Genomic DNA, 22,351 nt, shown 5'->3' with positions numbered 1-22,351 from the left:
CATGGATGACACCGCCCAAGCCAACCAAGCCTTCGGCCGTCTGACCACCGGCATCCATGTTGCCGGTTACACGCTGGAACGTGCGTTTCAGGAACTGGAGTCATTGCTTGAAGCTGACCGCTGGAAACTGATCGGTGATGGCTTCGATAATGTCAGCAAATTCATCGCCAGCATTAAACTCGACACGCTCACCGCCGCCGCGGCCGAGCGCAAGAAGATGGTGGCGAAGATCAAGGCGCTGCAACCGGACACGTCGAACCGCAGCATTGCGAAGATGCTCGGGGTGAATCCGTCCACGATTGATGAGGACGTTGCCGGAAAACCGGCAGTCGCGAAAAAAAACTCCAAGGAAACCAAAGCCTCCGAGAAGATAGCTGCCGGAAATCCGGCACCCCCCGAAATCAGCGGCGCGCAAGCTGCAAAGATTGTAGACCGGCGCACCACCGACATTGCCACGACGCAGGCGAGGCGCGCGGATAAGGAGCAACGGCTTGGTGCAAAGATCGCCGCGCTCCCGGACGCCAAATTTGGCGTCATCCTCGCCGACCCGGAATGGCACGACGAAGTGTACTCAGAACAGACCGGGATGAATCGTCACGCATCCCGCGTCTACACGACCAGCGACATTGAGAACATCAAGCAGCGCCCGGTCGGGGACATTGCCGCGGATGACTGTGTGCTGTTTCTCTGGTCCACCAATCAGCACCTCGATGTTGCAATCGAGGTCTTGCGAGCTTGGGGTTTTGAATACGCTTCGCACTACATCTGGCGCAAACCAACCCTGGGCCTTGGATACTGGAATCGAAGCGTTCACGAAGTGCTTCTGATCGGGACAAAGGGTAGTCCGCCATGCCCCGCGCTCGGCACGCAGTGGGACTCTGTGATCGACGCGCCCCGTGGCGGTGAACATTCCGCAAAGCCCGAAATCTTTCTTGAGATGATCGAGCAGTATTTCCCGACCGTTCCCAAGATCGAACTGAATCGGCGGGGCGTTGCACGACCGGGTTGGAGCGCTTGGGGGAATGAGGCTGACGAGGGAGCAGCCGCATGATCCGAGACCCGGTGAAATACTGTGCGGCCCTTTGGGATTGGGATTTTTTGAAACCGTGCTTCAACGGCACGGCCATCCGGGTTGCCGACCTTGATGGTCTGCTGGATGACGAGGGCATCGTCCAAAAGCACGGCTACGTCGAGAGGTACGGCCATCATCTCCTGTTCGAGACGACGGTGCCCGACCGGGAAATGACGAGCGGGCAATTGAGAAGCCATAGCTCGTTGGTGAAGGTTGGTTTTTGCGTCGTCTACTTGTGGGGGGTGCCGAACAGCTTTCCGATTCACAAAGTCCAAGTCTGGAAAGAATTTGAGGCGCAGCGCGGCGATGTGAACGTCAACGTCAGCGACGCCGGACTCGTTGGCTGGGTTTGTAAGTGGTTCAGATGGTCAACACAAAATCCGATCACGCCGCCACTGGAACCCGCCTTCTTCGATAGGGCGGAAGTCCAATGACCTATTCGCCGCGCATCCTCGCGCTCGATCTCGCCAGCCGTTCCGGCTGGGCCTGCGGCTATCCCTCCGATTTGACGCCGCGCTCTGGCTCGGTGCGCTTTGCCCGCGAAGGCGCCAGCATGGGCGCTGTGTTCTCCGGCTGCAGGCAGTGGCTGAACGATTTCCTCGCGACCGAATCCGACGTCAAGCTGATCGTGTTCGAAGCGCCGATGACGCCGCAGCACATGTCAGGCCGCACCAGCGCCGACATGATCCGCGTGCTGATCGGGCTTTGCGTCGTCGTCGAGGAAGCAACCTATGGGCGTGGCTACGATGTGCGCGAGGCGCGCGTCTCCGACGTGCGGGCGCATTTCCTCGGCACCAACCGGATCAAACGCAAAGAGGCGAAGGTCCTTACCATCGATGCATGTCATCGGCTCGGTTGGGCACCGGCCGATGACAACGCCGCTGATGCGCTCGCGCTCTGGCATTACCAGGCATCGCTGCTTGAGCCGAGGCTCGCCGTACAAACGTCGCCGCTCTTTCGCCGGAGGATTGCGTAATGGCCGAATTTCCCGCGCTGCCGCTTTGGACCGATGCCTTCCTCTCGGACACGATGCACCTCAGCGCCGCTGAAACCGGAGCCTATCTGCTGCTGCTCATGACGGCATGGCGGCGACCGCATAACGACCTGCCCGACGATGATAGCGAGCTAGCCCGGTTTGCGCGCGTCTCGCCGAATAACTGGCCCCGCATAAGGCCGCGGGTCATGGCGTTTTGGACACTCTCAGATGGTCGATGGCGGCAGAAAAGGCTCGATGAGGTTCGGGAGCAAGTGCACAAACGGCAACAAAAAGCGGCTGACGCCGCGCAGTCCCGGTGGGGTTCCAACCCCGCCAGTGTTTCTCGCTCAGCGAGAAGAAAAAGTGTTCTCTCAGCGAGAACGAATGCGTTCTCACACTCTGATGCTAACTCATTGGAAAATAACAATGCGGCAGATGCGGGCGCATCACCCGAGCATTTGCTCGATCCGCCTGTTCGCATATCCAACCAAAACCAAAACCATATAAGAGAAGATTCTTCTTTTAATGATGGTAGTAAGAAAGATTCTGAATCATCAGCAGGATCGCAATCCGACTCTGGTGAGCGCCGCGTTCTCGGGAACTTCGACTTTCTGTCCGACGACGGATCGGTCCTGATCGACGCCGAGGAATTCGCCGCCCTCGATGCCGAGCTGCCCTTCATCAAAAACGTTCGCGGCCTGGTGCGTCACGCGTGCCGGTCATGGCTGCTCGACACCAAGGAAGCCTCCCGTAAGGAAACGCTGCTGCGCTGGCTGCGGCGCAAGAATTCCGAAAACGCGCTCAAGTCGAGCACAAAGCCGCCGGCCGGATCATCGCCGGCGCCCGGTTACAAATACGCCACTCAAGCGATCCTCGACGCGCACGATGAGCGCGCCAGGATGAAAGCGAGAAGCGATGCGGCCTACGAACGAGCGCGATTGCGAAGGGAGGCAAGAGCAAATGGAGAACAGCCCGCAGACGAATTTCCAGATCCTAGCTCGGACCAACGCCACTAGACCGGGCGTCTTTCGATGCCCGGTTTGTAGCCACAAACGGAAGCACCACCAGTCGCAGAAATGTCTATCGGTAAAGCGAGCGGACGACAGTCATGGGATCATCTTCAACTGTCACCACTGTGGATTTCACGGGTTCGCATCGGACGCTGGCACCCAGCGCCGTCGAATGGGCCAAGGCCGTGCGCAAGATAAGCCAAGAGACTTTGGCGAAGCTGCCCGTCGCATCCGGAACGGCATTCTTCCCTGACCTACAATCCAAATCGGAGGCGCTGTTCTTCCGCTATCCCGACGGCTGGAAGGCGCGTTCCTATCCAGCCAAGGCGTTCACGCAGAAGCAGGGCACCAGCCCGACGTTCTGGAATCTGGCAGCTGTGCTCGATGGTCCCCTCACCGACGTTTACATCGTTGAGGGCGAGCTGGACGTTTGCGCGTTGGTCGAGTGCAGCATCGCAGCCGATCAGGTTCTCGGCGCTCCGTCGGCGAGCGGAGATCAGCAGTATGTTCGGGATGCGCTCGCGGCCGGTTTGAATCGCGCCAAGCGTTTCATCTGGTGCGGCGACGAGGACAAGGCCGGCCTCGAATTGCGCTCGACCATGGCGCAATTGTTCGGCACCGCGAAGTTCTATTTCATCGACTGGCCTGAAGGTTCGAAAGACGCAAACGATCATCTGCGGACCGATGGCGCCAAGGCGGTGCATGACCTTGTCGTCGACGGCTCGACGCCGTGGCCAGCCGAGGGTCTGTTTCGGATGGCCGAAATTCCGGAGCCTGCGCCGATGACGACGTGGGACCCGGGGTTCAACTGGGGCCGCAAGTGCATGTTCGCCGCCGGAACGCTCTCGGTGACGACCGGTCATCCCGGTATGGGCAAGACGCTGCTGTTCGGTCAAATCTGGTACAACATCGTCCAGGCCTATGGTCTTTTGGCATGCGTTGCGAGTTTCGAGACGCGGGCCAAGCCGCACATCCGCCGCCAGCTGCGGACGTTGCATTCGCGGAAACTGGAGTCGATCTTGACCGGACCGGATATCGCGGCGGCCGACCGATGGATCAATGATCACTACCTGTTTCTGATTCATCCGGAACGGCGACCGACGCTGGCATGGTTGCTTCAACAGGCGGAGACCGCCGTCGTTCGGTACAAGGCCAACATCCTCCAGGTCGATCCTTGGAATCGGCTTGAGGCAAGCCGCGAGCCGCGCGAGAGCGAGACCGATTACATCGGCCGGTGCCTGCGCGAGCTTTACAACTTCGCGACCGACTTCAATGTCCACGTCCAAATCCTGGCGCACCCTGCCAAGATGGAAACCATGCGACGCAGCGAGCCGCCGGAGCTTGAGCACATCGCTGGTTCAAAGCATTGGGACAACATGGTCGACCAGAGATTCGTCGTGCATCGCCCACGCTTGTTCAACGACAAGGGCGAGCGCGAGACCTACGTCGAACTGCATCACAAAAAGGCGCGGTTTGACGAACTCGGATATGCCACCAAGTTTGCCCTCGACTACGATATCGGTGTTGGGCGTTTTGGTGTGTGCGAGCTGAAGCAGAAACGGAAATCGACCCATACAGCCGCGACCATGGAGGACGACAGTGAATTGCGATGAACAGGCCGCCATTGACCACGAACGCGCAATGCTGATGGCGCTTTGGCTCGATATGCCGCTTGGACCGCCGCACCGGATTGAGGGCCTCAATCAGTTCAGCACCGAGGAAAAACTGTTCAGCCTAACGGCGTGCTGCGCCACCATGATCGTCACGGCTATCCGGACGCTCGCACCTAACCGTGAAGCTGCGCTTGATGGATTGGATAAGCTGGTCGTCGATATGCGGCGGCAGATCGGGGGAGATAAGCAATGCTCATCCTGATCAGGCACGACGATCTCAAGTTCAACCCGCTGGAGGACATCGAGATGGAGGACATCGCGCCGTCGGTCTGGAGCGGACCGCATGTCGGCAAGCGGCTGTCGGAAGCGATGCGAACGCTGCGCATGCTGCCGATGCGCGCGGTCCAGGGCTACTGCGGCGCCTGGCCTTCCTACGCCTACGAATTCGAGGATCTTCTCGCACAGCACGAGCAAGGCGAGCTGGAGAAGACGCAGCGCATGCAGAACCGCGCCCGGCTGTTGCCGAGCTACAGCGACGTCACGCGGATGGAGGCGGCGGTCTATTGGCCCGCGCGCTTCCTCGGTCAGGCGGACTGGCTGATGCGCGCGGTCAACATGGTCGCGTTGGCGCATTCGCTGGAGCGCGACGCCGGATGGGTCGCGGCGCAATGCGGCTACGCCGACACCTGGCGCGATCGTCACGACAAGGGATGCGAGGTCATCGCGCGCGGTCTGGGCACCGCATTCGTGCCGGTGTTCTGATGGCAGAGGATTGGCGGATACGGGCCTATTACGCCAACCGCCCCGCGGAGGCGAAGAATCACGGCGAGCTGGCGCTGGAGACGTGGCGCCGGGGCGACGTCAGCAAGGAAATCGAGCTGATGGTGTTTCACGATCGCACCGACATTGCCTATTTCGATCTGGTCGATTGCAACGCGCACACCACGACGCGGCTCTATCGCGACGGCCGGGGCGGATGGTCGCCGAGCCGATCCGCCGCATGGGCAGGCGGAGGCAAACGATGAGGGAAGCCGAAATCGACAGGGAGGAATTCAACGGCCTGTTGCGGCAGCTGGCTCCGATCATTCGCGATTATCTCCAGGACGCGCAGGACAAGCGCGGCCCCGATCCGATCAACAGTTTCACCGTGTTGAACGCGCTCGCGATCTGTGCCGCTCTGCCGCTCAACGGCGCGCCCGATGAGGTTTACGATTGGTTCATCGAGGCGCTCGATACCGCGCGGTGCGATCTCGATTTGCAGGCTCGCCTCAATGGTCATTGAGTTCGATCTCCCGCGCGGCGCCGAGCGCGGCTATTTCATCGCCTTCGGCGTGGTGGCGGTCTACATCGCGACAGCGCCGAGGGGCGAGCCGTGCGTCGTCGCGGTGACGCGCGATCTCGGCAAGAGGCTGACGGCGCTGCAGCGCAAATGGCCGGATTGGGACATCAGCTGCGCCTATTGGGTTCGCGATCGAGCGCGCGCCCAGGCGCTGGCAAGCGAGGTCAACCGCGTGTTGCCGCATGTCGATAAGGTCCGCCTGCTCGTGCGCGGCGAAGATGCGGCGCGGCTGATCGTCAAGGCTGCCGTCGAGCGTGGCATCAGCCTGACGGGCCACAACGCGGCGATAGCGCGCGTTCGGGATGCCATCGCCGAGATTGAGCGTCGAATCAGCGACGCGAATGGGCGCGGTGAACTAGCGTGGTTCAATGCCGCTTACCGCCAATGGCGGCTCCGGGCGAAGGGCACCGGCATCAGCATGAGCTATCATGCCGCGCGGGCGCGGCTGCGAAACGAGGCGATCAAGCAATTGATTTTGCAAGGTGTAAACAGCACGCGGACAGATTTGGAGCGCCGTGTGTTTCCGCGGCTTCCGAACGCCTCCAACAGGAATGACGTTGACAAGCTTGACAAACAGGGGTCCTCTTCGCCCGCGCCCCTGCGGGGTGAGGTGCGCGCCGATGACGAAACGCCAGCAAAAGCTTGAACGTCTTGCGAGCGCGATCCTCGCCGACGATGCCACGCGAGGGATCGCCCGCCCCAGATCGGCAAACGGTGTGGCGGTGTCAAACCGTAGCCTTGCCCGGCGGCTTCTCCGCGAAAACAGACAAAAGATCGTGAGCCAGTACCGGACGCTGCCTGATGTTGCGCGCCGAGAGCTGACGTCGCGCTTCAAGCGTGAACGCGAGCGAAATCCAAAGCTCGACTGGACCGACTGGCTCTCGCAAAATCTCCGATTGACCGATGCCGCGCTTCCATCGTTGAAATCACCGTGACGCTTGCCCGTAAGCCTTTCGAGCCTCCCGGCTTTTGGCTTGGGCATTGGTCGTGGTTACACCTGACTTCGAACCGATCTCGTAAGAGGTCGGTTCTTTTTTGGCCGGAGCCATGACCGAGCACAACCGCATCAAGATCGAGTATCGGCCGCTCGGAGCGCTCAGGCTCAATCCGCGTAACGCGCGGCTGCACAGCGACGATCAGATCGCCGAGATCGCGCGCTCGATCAGCCGCTTCGGATTCCTCAACCCGCTGCTGGTCGATAAGGACAGTACCATCATCGCGGGCGAAGGCAGGTACCTGGCCGCGCGCAAGCTTGGCCTGCTGGAGGCGCCGGTCATCGAGCTGGCGGGCCTTTCCGAAGCGCAGTGCCGCGCGCTGGCGCTGGCGGACAATCGCATCGCGCTCAATTCGAAATGGGATGAGGCGATGCTGCGCGCCGAGATCGAGGCGCTGCGGTCAGCCGGCGAGATGATCGACGATCTGGGTTTCAGTCCCGACGAGCTGCAGGGCCTTCTGGTTGAAGAAGCCGCCCCACTGGTTGCCGAGATTCTGACCGGTGAGATTCACGACCGGTTCTGGATCTCCGTGCGCGGCCCGCTCCAGGATCAGGCCGCGGCGCTGCAGCGGCTGACGAAAATGATGGCCGACATGCCCGCCGTCGAGGTCGAGCTTGGCACCATCGGGCTGGAGCCGTAATGCCGCGCTGGTCCGCTGGCTTGCAGAACGTCGCCAAGGTGACGAACCATCGCCATGGCAAGCCGGCCAAGGTCCTGATCAGGCGCAACGTGCTTGAGGCCGTCGGCCGCGACGTCGAGGTCTTCGATGCGTTCGCGGGCTCGGGCGAGATGTATCGCGAGGTCTGGCGCCAAGCCGCCGGCTATGTCGGCTGCGATCAGAAATGGTTTCGCGATGAGCGCTGCGCCTATGTCGCCGACAACCGGCGGGTGCTGCGCGCGATCGATCTGGCGCCGTTCTCGATCTTCGACTTCGACGCGTTCGGCTCGCCCTGGGAGCAGATGCTGATCGTCGCGGCGCGGCGCAAGGTTGCTGCAGGCGAGCGCCTCGGCGTGGTGCTGACCGAAGGCAGCATGATCAATCTGAAGCAAGGCGGACTGCCGAAGGCGCTCGGAGCTGCGGCGGGGCTAACGGGACGGCTGTCGGGGATGGCACGCTGGCGGGACGAGATCATCGAGCGCGCGATTGCAGGCTTTGCGCAGCGCATTGGCTGCACCGTCGACCGCCGCTGGCAGGCAGCGGGCAAATCGGCGGCGCAGGTGCTTTACATCGGCTTGGTGCTGACCGGCGTCAGTGGTGCTGCGGCACCCGCGGCGGGTTCGGATAGCCGTCGGGAAGAAATTTCTGCAGGTCTTTCTTGATGTAATGCGCGGCGCCGAGCTTGTTCAACAGCTCGATCATGCGCAGCGTGTAGTCTTGCCAGTCGGTGGTCTTGGTCATCGGCAGGTAGTTGACGCGGCCGACCTTGAACAGGTCGACAAAACGGTGCGTCTTCTTGACGATGGCGAGCGAGGATTCGACGTCCAGGGTCGGCTCCAGGCTAGCCCAGGTGAAGATGCCCGCAGCGTGAAACCGCTTGAGCGCGGCGAGACGATCCTCCGGCGGCGCGGCGTTGCGCTCCCATTTTTTCGAGAACCGGTCGTCGAGGCTGGTCAAGGTCGAGGCGAAGGCGTCGCGCTTGGCCCGGAACAGGTCGAGGTCGCGCAGGCTTCGCGTGCCGCCCTTGGTCAAGGTGCAGATGCCGAGGCCGTGCTCGATCAGGGCCTGGAGCGTCGAGCGCGTCAGCGTGTTGTCGCCTGGGTGATACGGGTCGGTGGTGAACGACAGCATGACCTGCCCGGTCAGGCGCGCGGCCTTGTATTTCGCCGCGTCCTTCCGCAGCTTGTCGAGGAAACCCGGACGCGGGTTGGCGCCCTCGTCGAATTCCTTCCGGGTCATCTTGAGGACGTCGGGCACGTAGCAATAGGCGCAGCCGTGGCCGCAGCCGCGATACGGATTGGTGGCGAGCGGTGAATATTCGCCCGCCTGTCCGCGCGGGGCATAGATGATGCTGCAGCCTGCGACCGAAACGCCGTCGGGGTTGATGGTGACGGGAGCGTTCATGGTTCAGGGTCCAATGGTTTGAGTCCGGCGAGCCGGTAGGCCCGCTCCGGGGTGACGTCGAACTGGATCATGAGTTCGATCAGGATGGCGATATTGGTCGGCTCCGGCAGCTCGCCAGAGGCGTAGCGGCGGATGGTGCGCGGGTCGACATTGAGGAAACGCGCGAAACCGTTCTGGCTGGTCTGCAGCAGATCGAGCGCTTCACGGAAGCGCTCAGGGGTCATCGCGGGCTCGTTGGTCATGTCGAATCCTTCGTCTTGCATTGGCTCGACAAGGATAGGGCGCAACGCCCTGGCGGTCAAAGCGCACATCAGCTGGCTCCCATTTCAGCGAGCCGCGCCGCCTGTGGATCGTCCGACAGTGCGACCACGCGAGTCATAGATCGTCGTCGTGTTGCCGCTCCTGGATGCGCGACCGGTAACGCTGCCAGCGGCGTCGTAGAACGTCGTCGTGCCCTGGCTGTCGGTCGCCGAGCGCCCGACACTTCGCCCCGAGGAGTCGTAATAGCTGCGCTGTTGCGCCGAGCCGTCGCTGGTTAGCGCGGCGAGCGCAATAGCTGCCAGAAGGATTTTCGTCGTCATCTTCGTATCTCCAGCACGGCCTGACGTCGGTCAGCCTCCGTAGCACCTTGTTGATTTCCGCCAGTTCAATATGAGCCGCCGCCGGGACCGATGCCGTCCATCGGACACCGTATTGATCGACGAGGCGTTTGAACCGATCAATTGCTTGTTGGCGTGTCATCGGCTCTTTCATTGCAGTGTCGTCCTTTGATCGTGATGGATGATGATGGTGTGGCCGCCATCCGGCTCTCGCAAGCGGTTGGTCAGCAGCGTGTGCTGGTCGAGCTGCGCCAGCAGCTGGGTCAGCCGGGCGATCCGCGCTCGCAGGCGCGCGATCTCGTCGTTCATGGCAGCACCACGATGCTATGGACGTGGCGGCGCAAGGCCGCGACGTCGGTCGCCCGCTTCAAGGCCTGATGGTAGTCCGTCTCGGTGTTGCAGTTCACGAAGTGGTCGGCCACGGTGACGGCGGCGGAGATCAGCAGGAAACGCCAGTAACCGCGCCCCTGCGGTTTCTGGCCGTGCTCGCGCTCGTAACGCGCAGTGCAGATTGTCAGGGTCATCGCATGAATTCTCTGAACGGATTGGGGAACGGAGGCGGCGGCGGTGGCGGTCCGTCCGTCCGGCATTCGGCAGCGGCCCGGATCGAAAGCCGGTGCCCCTGCAGCTCGCGCTCGATGATCGGCGGGTACAGATCGCGCGCCGCGGCCTTGCAGGCCTCGCGGTTGGCGAAGTCGGTCGCGATCGATGTGATCGAGACCGAGCCGGTATCGGTGAGCGCAAGCACGGTGGCGAACAGTTTCCACATCGTCATTGCCTCGGCGGCGGCGGTTGCCGGGGATCACGGCCTTCCGCAATAGCGGTCCGGATGGCTTCGACCTGTTCGCCATAGGAAGGATTGAAGGGCACAGGCGGCGTGTCGAGTTCGATCCAGCCCTTACGCCGATAACTATCGACGATGATGCGATAGGCGAAGAAGGCATAGACTGGCCACATGAGGCCAGAGGTGAGCAGCGCCAGTAGCAACGCGATGCCGGCGTGCAACCAGACTTCTTTGTAGGCCAGATAAAAGCAGCCGAAGAAGAACGTCAGCCAGAACGCCGACCCCTTGTTGATCCTGACAACCGCGCCGGTTTGAGGGTTGCGAAATACAGTCTCAAAGCGTTGCGGCTGTGACGGCAAGCTAAAGGGCTGGCCGGTGCTGCCCATCGCCGGCATCGCGATCACTTCGGCGCGCAGCTTCTCGAATTCGTCTTGGCTGATCAGCCCCTGGTCGCGCATCTCGACCAGCTCTTTGATCTTGGTGATTTTGTCGGTCATCTGGTTTTTCTCCGATCAGCCGTTATTGGTCTTCGCCCATGCGAGCGGTGCTCGCCGCCTGCAGCTCCGCCCAACGTTCGGGTTCGGAGATGGAATGCGGTTCTGGCCAGTTGGTGACGGACCGCTGCACCGTCATGGCGGGAAAATCGGTTGTCTTGATGAATCCCGCCTCCCATGCGGCGGCCAAGTTGATGACGGCATAGTGGGTCTGCCGTGGTGCCCAGGTGCGCGACGCAAACAATTCGGTGAATGAGATTTGCAGTTGCACCGCGTCCTTGCTCGCGCCGATCTCCGCGCCGAAGTTCTCGCAGAATTCGGCATAGTAGGCGTCGAGACCGCGACCGGGCTTGGTCTGGTGCGTCCAGACGGCGCGCGGGCCGAATTCTTGAACTAGGTTTTTGTAAAGCTTGGTCAGGCGCGCAAGCGTCCATGCTCGCTTCGGCGTGGTCGTCTTCTTGGTGGTCATTTCAATTTTCCCTTCGGGTTGTGAGTGCTGCGGATTCGTGCCGTTCGATCTGATGATGATTTGCTCTCGCATGATCAGCCTCGCTTGACGGCGTCGAGGACGGCCAATATCCGGCCGAAGGTTTCCGCCGACACGCTGCCAAGGCGATCGATCGATACCTCGCCGGAATGGCTCATGCGCGCCGCGATGTAGTGGCCGGAAGCGCCGGAATAGATTTGCGCCGTCTGCTCACGTTCGTTCACGCGAATGTCCAGCGTCGGATGCGCTTCCTTCAAGGCGTCGGCATTCTTGACGATGCTTGCGCGGTTCTCGCGCTGCGCCTTGGCATAGGCGCGCCGTGCCGCGAGCGGCGCTTGATTTGCATCAAGGACCCGCTTTTTGAGGTCGTTCGCAATCGCAGCGAGGCTGCGGCCGTCCGGATTGATCGAGGCGCTTTCGGTCGCCTGGGCCTTGTCATAGGTCGACCAGTCGCCCCACGCGATCTCGGGCGCGTTGGCGTAGGCCTTGACCCGGCGCGTGTGGGTGTTGGCGTGCAAGTCCAGCCGGTCGGTCCCGACCAGGATCTGCTGCTGTTCGTTCGGATAGTCGCCAGCAGGCAGCAGCTTGCCGCCCAGCGCTTTGGCGATGTCGGCGGCAAAGCGCGGCAGATCGATGCTGCAGCGCTTGCGGCCGTGTTCTTCGGTTTCGGTGATGTAGGTCATCTTGTCTCCGGGTATCCATTTGCCCTTGAGCCGAGGCCGCAGGATCGCGGCCCCTTCTGACGCCTCAAGCCCGGTAAGCTTTCGCTGCCGGGCATGGGTGACGATGGTGCGCGTGCTCATTCGTGAAAGGCACAAAAGCAGCTCTTGCTGCAGAACCGGCCGGGATGGTCGAGGCGCCGGCCGCCGTCGGTTTCGGTGAAGTAGCGGAACAGCTGGCGCGTGGTGCCGCACCATTGGCATTCGCCGGCTCCGGCGTTGTCGCGGTGCAGCTCGGTGCGGGCGAACGGGTCGCGGCAGATCAAACGGGACATGGTCGGTCCTCCGGTTAGGCCATCAAGTTGAGCTGGCGCAGGCTGGCGTGACCGTCGCGGCCGATCACGATGTGATCGTGCACGGCGATGCCGAGCGGCTTGGCCGTCTCGACGATCTGTTTCGTCATGGCGATATCGGCGCCCGACGGCGACGGGTCACCCGACGGATGGTTGTGCACGAGCAGCAGCGCGCACGCGTGCAGCTCGATCGCGCGGCGCAGCTGGTGCTGGCGGAGCGGATGGCGGCGCCTGCGGTCCCGGCGCGGCCGGGATGGCGCCAGCGGCGGACAGCGGAACGACCTGCTGCTGCACCCGCGGCTCATCGCCGAAGTCGACGGCGTCGAGGCCTTCCTGCGCGCGGGCCTCGTTGGGCGCATAGATGCCGCCCTGGACGCCACGCGCGAGCGCCTCGATCCGGTCCTTGAGCGCCGAGCGCAACAGCGCGGCGGTATCGAATTCGACGTATTCGTCGGGCTGGCCCTTGAGGCCGAACAGCAGCCCGAATGCTTCCTCGATGTGGTTGAGCGCAAAGCCCAACCCCATGGCGATCCAGCTCTGCATCAAAAGCTCGGTGGAGGCGTAGTTGGTGCCGCCAATGCCGAGGATTTGCAGCGGCACGCGAAACGCCAGCGCGATGTGCTCATTCGAGAGCTTGAGGATTTCCGCCGTTGCAGCATCGCGACCACCGACCGACCACGGCTGCACTTTGAGTCCCGCCGTCAGGATCGGGGTGCCGCCCTGATGCAGGTTCTTGGCCTGATCGTTCCAGCGGTCGCGCAGCGCCTGGACCTGATCCTTGTCGAGCACCAGATCGGTCGACAGCACGGCGCTCGGGCGCGCCTCGTTGAGATAGAACGCCGCCTGCTGGCGCGAGATCGCGGCGCCGACGCCGACGTCCTCATAGGCGGCAACGATGGGGGACTCGCCGACCAGCGGCGTCGGCGCGCGACTATTGGTGTGCAGCCTGATGTGGAGCACGTCGCGCTGTGGCACCAAGAGACCGGCTTCTCCGCCCAGGCGCTTGGCGATGACGTCATTGCCGTGGAGCGCATAGAAAATCTCGCCGTTGTAGGCGAGACGCGGATGCGACTGCGCCGGATTCATCAGGTGCAGTTCATCGATCTCGTAACGGTCATTCCTGAGCGCCAGCGCATAGGCGTTGCCCTCGGTGTAGAGCGAGCGCGTCGTGTTCAGCAGAAAATCGCTGATCGTCTGGTAGTCGTTGGGATGTCGCAGGATGCGGGCGAGCGCGGAGGTCTTGACCCGGTCGCGCCCGCCCTCGTCATTGAGCCGCCAATGGTCGCCGGGGCACATGGCGACCGTCTGCGAATAGGCCGAGACGCACGCCTCGACCATCGCAGACCGCGACAGGCTGATCGGGCTGTACCCGAGCTGCCACCAATTCCAGTTTTCGCCGACACCGACAGGCAGCCAGCCGCCAGTGACCGGCAAATGCCATGGACCGGGACGATAGTCGCCTTCGCCTTTGATGATCCGGCTTGCGATGCGCGACAGGAGGTCCCAAGCACCCATCAGCTCGTTCTGGTCTGATAGTTCCGGTCGCGTTGTCCCGCTTCCATGTGCCGGGTCTTGTGGTTGTTCTGCTCCGGCTTCGGCGCATGCGGATCGGGTCCGCTGCCGTCCTCCTCGTGCTCCTGGATGTACTCGCCCATCTTGGTGCGGTCGTTCTCCTCCTGCGTCGGGGTCGGCTTGCCTTTCGACAGTTTCTCCTTGCCCTCGGCGCGGGTCTTTTCGCTTTGCTCATGCTCGCGGTCGTAGGCCCTCTTGGCCGCTTCTTTCGCATCAGTCATGACCTGATCTCCTCTGGTTATCGCCGCCGCCGGCCAGCGGCGGCAGCGCCTTCCACCGGTTCGGTGAAAGTGAACTGCACGACGTTGCTGTCACCGGCCGCGTCGCGCACGAGCACGCCGTAGCTGCCAGCCGCACCGGCAAAGCCGACGATCGAAGTCGTCAGCCGGGTCGAGGCGACCAGCGTGGTTGTCTGCGGCGCGCCGTCGAACACGATCACCGCATCAGGCCCGAACGAGCCATCGACCTGCAGGGTGACGTCGGGAAGCGGGCCGGTGGTCGGGGAAATGCTCTCGATGACCGGCACGCTTGGCTCGGGCGGATTCGGCAAATCCGGCGGATACGGCACCCCGGGATCGAGCGGGCTGCCGTCCGGCTCTTTCTCGATGACGTGCTCGCCCATCGCAGCGAGATCGTTCTCTTCCTGCGTCGGGGTAGGCTTCGACCCTTCCGCAAGATTCTGACCCGCCGGGAGCGGCGGGTCTTTCTTGTCGCTGTCAGCCATGGCGGTCACCACGTCACGCCTTGCACCCACGCGACCATGCCCGGACGCCGCAGCGTCCAGTTGACCGGCAGGATCAGCCGCAGCGCCAGGCTGTCGGTCTGCCACAGCGAGCGCACCGGGTTGGCCGGCGTGCCCGGATCGGCACCACCCACGATCGGCTGCGGGTTGGTGTCCTCCATGTGCAGCGTCGCCTGATCGCTGATCTCGAAGCGGGGAGCCTCGCCGCCCACGGTGACGAAGTCGGCCGCGTCGAGCGCGATGATGGTCCCCATCGGCACCGTGCCGGAGTCGATGATGGCATAGCCCGCGAGCCTGCCTTGGCTAACCTCGGCCTGGAACGGGAACGTGCCCACACCCGGAGCCGGGGTCAGCCCAGCGGACAGAACCTGCTGCGGGTTCATCAGCCAGCACATGTTGCGGATGTAGCCCTGCGTCGCGGTCAAGAGCGCGCCCGCCACGTTCTTGATGTCGCCGACGATCACCGAGAAATCCAAGGAATGGTACGACGCCGAGGAGCGCAGGTTGCGGCTCGGCACGGAATTCGACAAGCAGCTGAATTTGTTCGAAGGCAAGTGGAGCCGCATAAGCGACATTATCAACACCTTGAAGGTCGGGCCGCTCACCACCGCGCTGGAGAACGCCAACAAGGTGACGTCGGCGATCCTTTCCAGCTTCGAATCGCTTGAACAGCTTTTCATCCGGATCGGCAACAGCGATGTGTTCAAGCGCGGGTACAACACGCCGAGCAGCATTGAGGGGGCCACCAAGCCGGAGCTGTTGCCGCAACAGCCGGGCAGGAAAGAGGAAGACAAGAGCTACCTGGAGCGCTGGAACGACTACTGGACCAACAAGCCGAACAAGCCGGTTGAGGACAACACCAAGGCGACCGAGCAACTGACCGGCAAGATCGATGAAGCCATCAAAAAACAGTTGCCGGGCTATCAACCGATGTCGTTCCAAGGCGGCGGCGGTGGCGGCGGCTTCGCCGGCATGGTGCAGCAGGCGGCCTATTCGCCGGGCGGCGGATTGGGGCGAACCCAAGGTGGCGCGCCGATGTTCGGCGGCGGCGGCGGTGCATGGGGCGGCGGTGGTGGCGGGGCCGGTGGCGGTGGTTACACCAGCGGAGCCGGCGGCGGCGAGAGCGGTGGCGCGGCTGCATTCCCGGGTGGCGGTGCCGGCGGCGCGCCCAATGGCAGCGACGTCGGCGGCGGCATTTCACCCGCCGGCAATCAGGCCTCCGGCAACGGCGAGGCCGGTCCGGCGCAGGCGCTGGCCTTCGCGCGGCAACATCTCGGCGAAGATGAAATCCGCGATCAGACCAAACTGAGCGGTTTCTTCCGCGAGAACGGCATCAAGGTTAATCCGGCAACCACGGCGTGGTGCGCGGCATTCGTCAATTCCAATCTTGCGAAGGCCGGCATGAAGGGCTCCGGCTCGCTGGTTGCAACGAGTTTTCTAAATTACGGCTCGGCGGTCAAACCGGGAAACGTGCAGCCGGGCGACATCGGCATATTGGCGCGGGGCCGCAGCGCCGGCCAGACCGGCGGCCATGTCGGTTTTCTTACCGGTTCAACGCGAAAGAATCCGCGAACCGGTGAACTGGAGTACGAAATGCTCGGCGGCAACCAAGGCGGCACCGCGTCCGGACAAGGCGGCGTGTCGACGCAATGGCGTTCAGCCTCGCAAATTACAGCGCGCCGTCCGGATTGGGATCGCAGCCAAGTCGCCAACAACGGTCAGACCGCAGGCCCGGGCGGAGGCCAACGCGCGGGCGATACGCCAGCCGGGGGCAAGGGTGGCGGCGGATACCTGCAAGAGCAGCGCGCGCCGTTGATGGCCGAGCTGAACGATCCGGCGGTCAAGGCCAAGCTGTCGCAACTGCAGGCCTATGAGGGCGGCGGCGCCGCCACGGTCGAGGCGCTGTACAACCGGGTCTCGATGATCCGGCAAAAAGTGCCCGGCTACACCCTCAAGGATGAACTGAACAGCCGCTTCTACGCGATGAACAAGCCGGGCATGGGCGCCAAATCGATCAGCCCGGCGCAGCAGCGAGAATTCGACAAACAGGTGGCGGCGGTCGGCGGTGGCAGCAACCTGATCCAAGGCCGCACCAACCAAGGCATGGAGGGCGATCCCGGCACCCATCTGCCCGGTCGCGTCGCGGTGCCAGGATCGAGCGAGGTTTACAACTATTGGGAAGGCCGGCGGCGCGGCGTTGAATTTTCGACCGGTGCGAGCGCGGCCTGCGCGGCACGTAATCAGCAGGCCATCGCCGATCGCGCCCAAGTCGATCGCGCACAGGCCAACGCCACCAAGGTCGAGGGCACCGGCAAGATCAGCGTCGACGTCAACGCGCCGAAGGGCACCAAAGTCGGCGCCGAGGGCGGCGGACTGTTCAAGGAAGTCGAGGTCAACCGGCAGACCCAGATGGAGCCGGCCAAGCGCTCGGCGACCAACGAAGAACCGATGAACATCTAGGAATGATCGATGGCGACGATCTTCGATCTGCCAACGGCGTGGCGCAACCGCTATATGCCGGCGTCATTCCGCAACGCGCGTTTCCATTGCGAGGTCAACAGCCGGGAAGGCGGCCGCAGCATCGTCGAACACGTGTTTCCGAAAAAGGAATTGCCCTACGCCGAGGACATGGGCCGCGTCGCGCGCACGTTTTCGATCCGCGCCTATTGCATGGTCTATCCCTATGACGACGCCGCCAACGACATCCTGTATCGCCGCGACTACCAGCTGGCGCGCAATCGTTTGATCGCGGCGCTGGAGGAGGAAGGCCCGGGCCGGCTGCGCTTGCCGACCTTGGGCGACCAGATCGTGGTGTGCCCGCGCTATCGGATTACGGAGGAAGAAAAGCTCGGCGGCTATTGCGTGTTCGATATCACCTTTCAAGAGCAAGGCCTCGATCCGCAGACCTGGACGCCAGCCATCGATACCGCTGGCAAATTGCTCAATGAGAGCCAAAACCTGCGCAACCAGGCGCAGCGCGTGCTGGCTAATCCGCCGGCCGGGGTCAACGCATGAAGCGGCAGGACGCCATCGAAGCCGCCGGCATCGTCGACCGCATGCTGGCCAACCTGATCGCGACCGTGCCGCCGAAGGGCCGCGCCGGCTCGCAGGCCCGCACCACGATCGGCGACACCCGCGCCAATGCCTTGAAGCTGTTGATCCATGACGACATCGGGCCATCGCTCGATGCCTGCTTTGACGACGCCCGGCTCGCCGGGTCCACGCTGCAGCAGATCGAGAGCGTGCGGCGCCAGCTTGATGCCGAGACCACCGCGACGTTGGGCGGCATCCTGGTCAAGAACGCCAGTGTGCGGTTTTGCCTCGCCACCGAGGCCGCGATCATCGCCCGGATGGAGTTCGTCAGCCGGCAGAGCGTCGCGCTGATCAAGAACGAGATGGCGCAGCCCTTCGCCGAGGCCGAGGAGATCGCGGCCGACGATATGGATTCGATGACCTATCAGGCGTTGATCCGGCTGCAGGCGGCGATCACCAATCATCTGGTCGAGACCGCGCGCCCGTTGCCGCGCATGCTGCGCTACCAGTTCGCCGCGGTGCTGCCATCGCTGATGCTGTCCTATCGGCTCTATGACGACGCCTCGCGCGCCGATGAAGTGCGGCAGGAAAACAAGATCGTGCATCCGGCGTTCTGCCCGACCGAGGGCTTGGCGCTGTCGCAATGAGCGAACCTTAAGGAGATCACATGCCGCGACCCCAGGAAGTCGCGCAGCTGGTGGTCGCCGGCTTGATCTTCGAAGATTGGGAGACCGTCGAGGTTTCGAGCGATTGGGCGGAAGCCTTCAGCCATTTCAAGTTCACCGCGGCCGAGCGCGACACCGAGGTGACGACGGCGCGCGGCAGGGTGCCGCTGTGGCAGAAATTGCAGTTCAAGCCGGATGATCAGTGCACCATCCTGCTCGCCGGCCAGCTCGCGATCACCGGTTTCATCGAAGTGCGTCAGGTGGCCTATGACGCCACCCAGCACGGCGTGATGCTGATCGGCAAGAGCCTGACCGCCAACGCGGCGAAATCCAGCGTCGACACCAAGACCGGGAATTTCGACGACAAGAACGTGGTCCAGGTCGCGCAGGAAGTGGTCGCGCCCTACGGCGTCGGCATCAAGGTAGTCGGGTCGCCGGACCTGACGCCATTCCCGAAATTGCAGAACAATCCCGGCGAATTGGTCTGGGATTTCCTCGAGCGCATCGCGCGCCCGCGCGGCGTGGTGATGGGCTCGGATGCGCACGGCAGCTTCCTTTTGATCGGCGAGCACACCGGCACCATCGTCAGCGAGCTGATCGAGGGCATCAACATCAAGTCGTGCCAATGCGTGATCAGCCATGAGCACGTCTATACCGAGCACAAGGTGATCGGCCAGCACGCCGCCAGCGACGACAATTCCGGCACCGCGGCCAGCGAGCTGAAATGCAGCGTCACCGGCATGTCGGGCTCGATGTTCTCCAAATTGATCACGCCGGCCGAGCAGCCGGTGAAGACGCAGCCGGAAGTCTGCAACCGCGCCAAGTACGAAGCGATCTGGCACAACGGCACCAACGTCACCGCAACCATCGTAGTGTACGGCTGGCTGCGCGACGGCCGATCGTTGTGGCAGCCCGGCGATGACGTTCACGTCTATTCGCCGATGGCGATGCTGGACATGCCGATGAAGATCCAGCGCGTCACCTTCACCCAGGATCGCAACACCGGCACCCTGACCAAGCTCGATGTGGTGGCGCCGTGGCTGCTGCGCGACAGCATGGGCTGGGATGTCCGCCACCCCAACCAGCCCGGCGGGCAGACCATCGGCGACCCGGCTGATCAAATCCGGCGAGACTTCGGCCCCATAAAGTTCAGATAAATGCCCCTGGATCTCACGCACCGTCATGCCGCGCGCGTAGAGGCTCAGGATTTTGTCGTCAAAGCCGTCGAAACGGGTCTGGCCCTTGGCGATCAATAGCGGCTCAAAGCTGCCGGCCCGGTCGCGTGGCACAGCTATGTCGATCTCGCCGTCCTCGGTCAGGATTGTCTTCGCGCTGGTTCCGTTACGGCTATTGCCGCTGCCGCGGCCAGCCGGGTCCCCCTTCTCGTAGCCAAGATGATCGCTCAGCTCCGCACCAAGCGCCCGCTCAATCAGCGCCTTCTTCAGCTGCTTGAAAAGCCCGTCTGCACCTGTGAGGTCTTCAGGCTTCTCATAGTTAGCAAGCAGTTGATCCAGTAGTTCAGGTGTAATCGTCGTGTCGGTCGTCATGTGAGTCTCCTCGGTAAGGTAAACTCACAGAAACCTGCTTACACATTCTTTCTGACACCCTCGGTGGCGTCGTACGCAATGTCCGCTCGATTACCTCAGCAACCTGATCGTCGTTGATGGTTCGAGGGCGGCCGGGGCGAGCTTCGTCAAGCAGCCATCACAGCGATCCCTCAAGAATCGGCGGCGCCACTTGCCAACGGTGTGTTCATGGATGCCGAGTTCGGCAGCCACAGACTTGCTTGGCAAGCCGTCTGCACACCGCAGGATCGCACGGCACCGCTCAGACAGCGACCGAGCTACACGATGACGACGAACTTGCCTCTCTAAATATGCTCGCTCTTGCAGACTCAGCACCAACGGTTCGATTGGCCGGCCTCTCACACCTGCATTCGCCACAAGCGCTCTCCTCTATAGAGATTCGCGCCATCATATAATGTGACGAACTTACGTTCCAGATGACTAGATCCAGTAGTCATCACCATTGCCAGGTGCCCTATCAATCAAGGCGCGAAACCCGCCATTCCAAACAAATCCAAGCTCGGGGTTCCAACGCACCAAGGCGGCGTAATCGTGTCCCGCTTGTCGGCTGTTGGCCTATCTGCGATCTCGGAGAATGCAAGAGACCAACATGGGCTTCGGAGTTGCTTTCGTCGGGCTCCTGGTCGTCGCGCTCTGCTTCATCGTGCCGCCGATCCCCGGAGGAAAGAAATGTTTCGGCGCATGGCCGCGCCGCGATAGAACCGTCGTTGCCCTCCCTATCGTGACGGTAACCATGGCTGTCGCGGACATATCCGCGGTTTCCCGAAATTGAGACCCAAACGCGACTTGCCCTGCTGTGCCGAAAGGGATGGCCGGGTTTACTTCGTTTCTGGATCGCTCTCCGCATCAGACCGGATATGCTCGGCAAGCAGCCGGCACTGGTCGCATGAGCGATATCGTTTCCACGCCGAAGCGCAGATCATTGTTCCGGCCGCGATGATGTCGCTGGTGGTTGTCAGCCTGCTTCTGCTTGCCTATTCGGTGGGCGCGCTCATCGCGGGCTGCGCCGGTGGCTGAACAGACCGTGCCAAGACAGGGCGTCTTTGACTCTCCGCATAGATGGATGGTTGCGATTCTTCTTCCAGTCACAAGTGCGCGGCCGCCGCAGCCTGTGCTTCGAAAGGATTCCTTCGAGATTCATCCGGTAGGCTCGAATGGCCCGGTTCAATCTCGCCTCCTTCGAAAGGGCCGCGCAGCCTTTTGGCCGACTGGTCAGCAGCTTCGCCAGCTTTGCCTTTCGACTGTCGGATTCAGCCTCGCACACAAGGTCTGGCCGGTGTCGGCGAGAGCCGCTTCAGCCAGTTCTATCGACACAAGCCGACCTCAGCTCCTGAGCCGGTTTTGCAGGGCCAGCCGACTGACCCTGAGGTTCTTAAGGTTCAGCAGGTCCGGCTGTCCTGTTGCCAATCGCCTGACCAGCTCCCGGGTGCCGTCCACGACAAAGACGCCGCAATCATAGGTGTTGCTCTGCTGGCGCATTGCGGCCCGTTGCGGGTTGGCCCCCAGCCGTTCTGCGAGCTCCGCTGCGGGCCCGTCATTATATCCCACCTGAGAGCCGTACCCATCGTCTACCATCAGAGAATCGTAGTAATGGGCAACCGGCGGCCTTGACCGATCGCTGCGATCAACCAGCAGCAGCGACCAGTGACTGCCGCGCTGCTCTATCTTCGCGCCGGCATCGTTTACCGGCAGGAACAGGAAGTCGTCTGTATGGCCAATCCAATTGAGTGCTTGTGCCGCGAACGCGTCTGACCGCACCATTTGGGCTATCAGGGGATTCACGAACTGCGTCCGGGCGGCGAGATCCGGATTGCTCTCCTGCAACTCCTGTGTCAGGAGCTCATAGTCCCGCTGGATATGCTCGTTCGACAGCCAGTCCGTGGCACCTAGCACGCGTCCGGCGGAAGAGGCGCCGGTAACTGACGTACCGGTCCGGGCATCTGGGACGGGGGAAGGGCGAGGATGATGGATGAATTGCGCATCGCGGCGTCCTCGCGTCCCCAATGTGATCGAGTAGGTCTCACTGTTGATGGAGACCTGCCTTGGGCCGCTGAACTGGGTCGGCAGGACGCCGATGTTATCCAGGGCATCGAGCAGGAAATCCGGCACCGGCCGGGAGCCATGCTGCCAATTCTCGCCGACGAGAGGTCCGATATCCTCAAGCTCCACAAGCGAGCCCGATGCGCCGACGACAAAGCCGGCAGGGCCGAGCACCGGCGCTGATTGAGCATCGTCGCGCAATTCGGATGGCGTCGGCGCATTCAGGTCAACGAAAGAGTCCAGACCCGCGTAGGTATTTGAACGAGCTCC

General features: G+C 62.6%; 32 protein-coding genes and 3 pseudogenes. 17 read left to right on the top strand and 18 right to left on the bottom strand.

The window, feature by feature from the left end:
- Position 1 precedes the first annotated feature (1 nt).
- The 13 genes from AC5ZG1_RS40185 to AC5ZG1_RS40125 all read left to right on the top strand — a co-directional run bounded on the left by AC5ZG1_RS40185 (position 2) and on the right by AC5ZG1_RS40125 (position 8,325).
- Entirely contained in the window at positions 2-1,051 is a 1,050-nt protein-coding gene (locus tag AC5ZG1_RS40185) for an MT-A70 family methyltransferase (RefSeq protein ID WP_463331780.1), read from the top strand.
- Positions 1,048-1,506, top strand: a complete 459-nt coding sequence (locus AC5ZG1_RS40180; RefSeq protein ID WP_496136216.1) for a hypothetical protein — start codon at positions 1,048-1,050, stop codon at positions 1,504-1,506. Before AC5ZG1_RS40185 ends, AC5ZG1_RS40180 begins: the two co-directional genes overlap by 4 nt.
- Positions 1,503-2,048 carry a hypothetical protein gene (locus tag AC5ZG1_RS40175; protein ID WP_051397109.1) on the top strand — a complete coding sequence of 182 codons (546 nt, stop codon included), beginning with the start codon at positions 1,503-1,505 and terminating at the stop codon, positions 2,046-2,048. Before AC5ZG1_RS40180 ends, AC5ZG1_RS40175 begins: the two co-directional genes overlap by 4 nt.
- Positions 2,048-3,064: a DUF1376 domain-containing protein gene (locus AC5ZG1_RS40170; protein WP_028167578.1), complete on the top strand. Its 1,017-nt coding sequence runs from the start codon at positions 2,048-2,050 to the stop codon at positions 3,062-3,064. The genes AC5ZG1_RS40175 and AC5ZG1_RS40170 overlap by 1 nt, the downstream gene beginning before the upstream one ends.
- Positions 3,065-3,156: 92 nt before the next feature.
- A complete protein-coding gene (locus tag AC5ZG1_RS40165; RefSeq protein WP_496136215.1) occupies positions 3,157-4,671 on the top strand; it encodes a DnaB-like helicase C-terminal domain-containing protein in 1,515 nt (504 codons plus the stop codon).
- Positions 4,658-4,933, top strand: a complete 276-nt coding sequence (locus tag AC5ZG1_RS40160) for a hypothetical protein (protein WP_496136214.1) — start codon at positions 4,658-4,660, stop codon at positions 4,931-4,933. The genes AC5ZG1_RS40165 and AC5ZG1_RS40160 overlap by 14 nt, the downstream gene beginning before the upstream one ends.
- The gene (locus tag AC5ZG1_RS40155; protein ID WP_496136213.1) at positions 4,921-5,433 is read left to right on the top strand and encodes a hypothetical protein; all 513 of its coding nucleotides are present in this window, start codon (positions 4,921-4,923) and stop codon (positions 5,431-5,433) included. The genes AC5ZG1_RS40160 and AC5ZG1_RS40155 overlap by 13 nt, the downstream gene beginning before the upstream one ends.
- A complete protein-coding gene (locus tag AC5ZG1_RS40150; protein ID WP_496136212.1) occupies positions 5,433-5,696 on the top strand; it encodes a hypothetical protein in 264 nt (87 codons plus the stop codon). The genes AC5ZG1_RS40155 and AC5ZG1_RS40150 overlap by 1 nt, the downstream gene beginning before the upstream one ends.
- Positions 5,693-5,953 carry a hypothetical protein gene (locus tag AC5ZG1_RS40145; protein ID WP_028167573.1) on the top strand — a complete coding sequence of 87 codons (261 nt, stop codon included), beginning with the start codon at positions 5,693-5,695 and terminating at the stop codon, positions 5,951-5,953. Before AC5ZG1_RS40150 ends, AC5ZG1_RS40145 begins: the two co-directional genes overlap by 4 nt.
- Before the next feature lie 103 nt (positions 5,954-6,056).
- The gene (locus AC5ZG1_RS40140) at positions 6,057-6,656 is read left to right on the top strand and encodes a Rossmann-fold NAD(P)-binding domain-containing protein (protein ID WP_496136211.1); all 600 of its coding nucleotides are present in this window, start codon (positions 6,057-6,059) and stop codon (positions 6,654-6,656) included.
- Complete coding sequence (locus tag AC5ZG1_RS40135; protein WP_028167571.1) at positions 6,631-6,945, top strand: hypothetical protein; 315 nt, start codon at positions 6,631-6,633, stop codon at positions 6,943-6,945. The genes AC5ZG1_RS40140 and AC5ZG1_RS40135 overlap by 26 nt, the downstream gene beginning before the upstream one ends.
- A gap of 112 nt (positions 6,946-7,057) precedes the next feature.
- On the top strand, positions 7,058-7,645 hold the full coding sequence (locus AC5ZG1_RS40130) for a ParB/Srx family N-terminal domain-containing protein (RefSeq protein ID WP_394569050.1): 588 nt from the start codon (positions 7,058-7,060) through the stop codon (positions 7,643-7,645).
- The gene (locus tag AC5ZG1_RS40125; protein WP_463717421.1) at positions 7,645-8,325 is read left to right on the top strand and encodes a hypothetical protein; all 681 of its coding nucleotides are present in this window, start codon (positions 7,645-7,647) and stop codon (positions 8,323-8,325) included. The genes AC5ZG1_RS40130 and AC5ZG1_RS40125 overlap by 1 nt, the downstream gene beginning before the upstream one ends.
- Here the strand turns inward: AC5ZG1_RS40125 and AC5ZG1_RS40120 are convergent.
- The 15 genes and pseudogenes from AC5ZG1_RS40120 to AC5ZG1_RS40050 form a co-directional block, all read right to left on the bottom strand.
- Positions 8,255-9,067 (bottom strand): radical SAM protein, encoded by an 813-nt coding sequence (locus tag AC5ZG1_RS40120; RefSeq protein ID WP_028167569.1) that lies wholly within the window; start codon positions 9,065-9,067, stop codon positions 8,255-8,257. The genes AC5ZG1_RS40125 and AC5ZG1_RS40120 overlap by 71 nt on opposite strands.
- Entirely contained in the window at positions 9,064-9,309 is a 246-nt protein-coding gene (locus tag AC5ZG1_RS40115; protein WP_155255464.1) for a helix-turn-helix domain-containing protein, read from the bottom strand. The genes AC5ZG1_RS40120 and AC5ZG1_RS40115 overlap by 4 nt, the downstream gene beginning before the upstream one ends.
- A gap of 84 nt (positions 9,310-9,393) precedes the next feature.
- Positions 9,394-9,648, bottom strand: a complete 255-nt coding sequence (locus AC5ZG1_RS40110; RefSeq protein ID WP_496136210.1) for a hypothetical protein — start codon at positions 9,646-9,648, stop codon at positions 9,394-9,396.
- A 168-nt stretch (positions 9,649-9,816) separates the two neighbouring features.
- A complete protein-coding gene (locus tag AC5ZG1_RS40105) occupies positions 9,817-9,975 on the bottom strand; it encodes a hypothetical protein (protein WP_155255462.1) in 159 nt (52 codons plus the stop codon).
- Complete coding sequence (locus AC5ZG1_RS40100; protein ID WP_028167567.1) at positions 9,972-10,190, bottom strand: hypothetical protein; 219 nt, start codon at positions 10,188-10,190, stop codon at positions 9,972-9,974. Before AC5ZG1_RS40100 ends, AC5ZG1_RS40105 begins: the two co-directional genes overlap by 4 nt.
- Positions 10,187-10,435 (bottom strand): hypothetical protein, encoded by a 249-nt coding sequence (locus tag AC5ZG1_RS40095; protein WP_035691821.1) that lies wholly within the window; start codon positions 10,433-10,435, stop codon positions 10,187-10,189. The genes AC5ZG1_RS40100 and AC5ZG1_RS40095 overlap by 4 nt, the downstream gene beginning before the upstream one ends.
- Positions 10,436-10,437: 2 nt before the next feature.
- The gene (locus tag AC5ZG1_RS40090) at positions 10,438-10,947 is read right to left on the bottom strand and encodes an SHOCT domain-containing protein (protein WP_035691820.1); all 510 of its coding nucleotides are present in this window, start codon (positions 10,945-10,947) and stop codon (positions 10,438-10,440) included.
- A gap of 22 nt (positions 10,948-10,969) precedes the next feature.
- Complete coding sequence (locus tag AC5ZG1_RS40085; RefSeq protein ID WP_455998854.1) at positions 10,970-11,485, bottom strand: hypothetical protein; 516 nt, start codon at positions 11,483-11,485, stop codon at positions 10,970-10,972.
- A 2-nt stretch (positions 11,486-11,487) separates the two neighbouring features.
- Positions 11,488-12,234, bottom strand: a complete 747-nt coding sequence (locus tag AC5ZG1_RS40080) for a hypothetical protein (RefSeq protein WP_496136209.1) — start codon at positions 12,232-12,234, stop codon at positions 11,488-11,490.
- On the bottom strand, positions 12,231-12,425 hold the full coding sequence (locus tag AC5ZG1_RS40075) for a hypothetical protein (RefSeq protein ID WP_463717427.1): 195 nt from the start codon (positions 12,423-12,425) through the stop codon (positions 12,231-12,233). Before AC5ZG1_RS40075 ends, AC5ZG1_RS40080 begins: the two co-directional genes overlap by 4 nt.
- Before the next feature lie 14 nt (positions 12,426-12,439).
- Positions 12,440-12,646, bottom strand: a pseudogene (locus AC5ZG1_RS40070) (JAB domain-containing protein); the annotation flags it as partial.
- Positions 12,582-13,958, bottom strand: coding sequence for a phage portal protein (locus AC5ZG1_RS40065; RefSeq protein WP_496136208.1), 1,377 nt, complete (start codon positions 13,956-13,958; stop codon positions 12,582-12,584). The gene AC5ZG1_RS40065 and the pseudogene AC5ZG1_RS40070, both read right to left, overlap by 65 nt.
- Positions 13,958-14,236 (bottom strand): hypothetical protein, encoded by a 279-nt coding sequence (locus AC5ZG1_RS40060; RefSeq protein WP_028167563.1) that lies wholly within the window; start codon positions 14,234-14,236, stop codon positions 13,958-13,960. Before AC5ZG1_RS40060 ends, AC5ZG1_RS40065 begins: the two co-directional genes overlap by 1 nt.
- A 17-nt stretch (positions 14,237-14,253) precedes the next feature.
- Complete coding sequence (locus AC5ZG1_RS40055; RefSeq protein ID WP_155255460.1) at positions 14,254-14,739, bottom strand: choice-of-anchor Z repeating domain-containing protein; 486 nt, start codon at positions 14,737-14,739, stop codon at positions 14,254-14,256.
- A gap of 5 nt (positions 14,740-14,744) precedes the next feature.
- A complete protein-coding gene (locus AC5ZG1_RS40050) occupies positions 14,745-15,221 on the bottom strand; it encodes a hypothetical protein (protein WP_028167561.1) in 477 nt (158 codons plus the stop codon).
- Between AC5ZG1_RS40050 and AC5ZG1_RS40045 the strand changes: the two genes are divergently transcribed.
- The 4 genes from AC5ZG1_RS40045 to AC5ZG1_RS40030 are packed head-to-tail and all read left to right on the top strand — an operon-like array spanning position 15,205 to position 19,612.
- The gene (locus AC5ZG1_RS40045) at positions 15,205-17,217 is read left to right on the top strand and encodes a C40 family peptidase (protein WP_496136207.1); all 2,013 of its coding nucleotides are present in this window, start codon (positions 15,205-15,207) and stop codon (positions 17,215-17,217) included. The two genes, AC5ZG1_RS40050 and AC5ZG1_RS40045, sit on opposite strands and share 17 nt — an antisense overlap.
- 9 nt (positions 17,218-17,226) lie before the next feature.
- Entirely contained in the window at positions 17,227-17,772 is a 546-nt protein-coding gene (locus tag AC5ZG1_RS40040) for a DNA circularization N-terminal domain-containing protein (RefSeq protein WP_028167560.1), read from the top strand.
- Complete coding sequence (locus AC5ZG1_RS40035; protein WP_130580783.1) at positions 17,769-18,437, top strand: hypothetical protein; 669 nt, start codon at positions 17,769-17,771, stop codon at positions 18,435-18,437. Before AC5ZG1_RS40040 ends, AC5ZG1_RS40035 begins: the two co-directional genes overlap by 4 nt.
- A gap of 20 nt (positions 18,438-18,457) precedes the next feature.
- Positions 18,458-19,612 carry a phage baseplate assembly protein gene (locus tag AC5ZG1_RS40030; protein WP_028167558.1) on the top strand — a complete coding sequence of 385 codons (1,155 nt, stop codon included), beginning with the start codon at positions 18,458-18,460 and terminating at the stop codon, positions 19,610-19,612.
- Here AC5ZG1_RS40030 and AC5ZG1_RS40025 read toward each other — a convergent pair.
- From AC5ZG1_RS40025 to AC5ZG1_RS40015, 3 genes and pseudogenes are all read right to left on the bottom strand, one after another.
- A pseudogene (locus AC5ZG1_RS40025) lies at positions 19,550-20,002 on the bottom strand (transposase); the annotation flags it as partial. The gene AC5ZG1_RS40030 and the pseudogene AC5ZG1_RS40025 sit on opposite strands and share 63 nt — an antisense overlap.
- Positions 20,003-20,063: 61 nt before the next feature.
- A pseudogene (locus AC5ZG1_RS40020) lies at positions 20,064-20,398 on the bottom strand (helix-turn-helix domain-containing protein); the annotation flags it as partial.
- A gap of 966 nt (positions 20,399-21,364) precedes the next feature.
- Positions 21,365-22,351 (bottom strand): C48 family peptidase (locus AC5ZG1_RS40015; RefSeq protein WP_496136206.1); only part of this gene is annotated, 987 nt, incomplete at its 5' end.

Source organism: Bradyrhizobium sp. Leo78 (assembly GCF_059512425.1).
The sequence above is the reverse complement of the archived record's forward strand: the minus strand, read 5'-3'. Positions and strand labels throughout refer to the sequence as shown.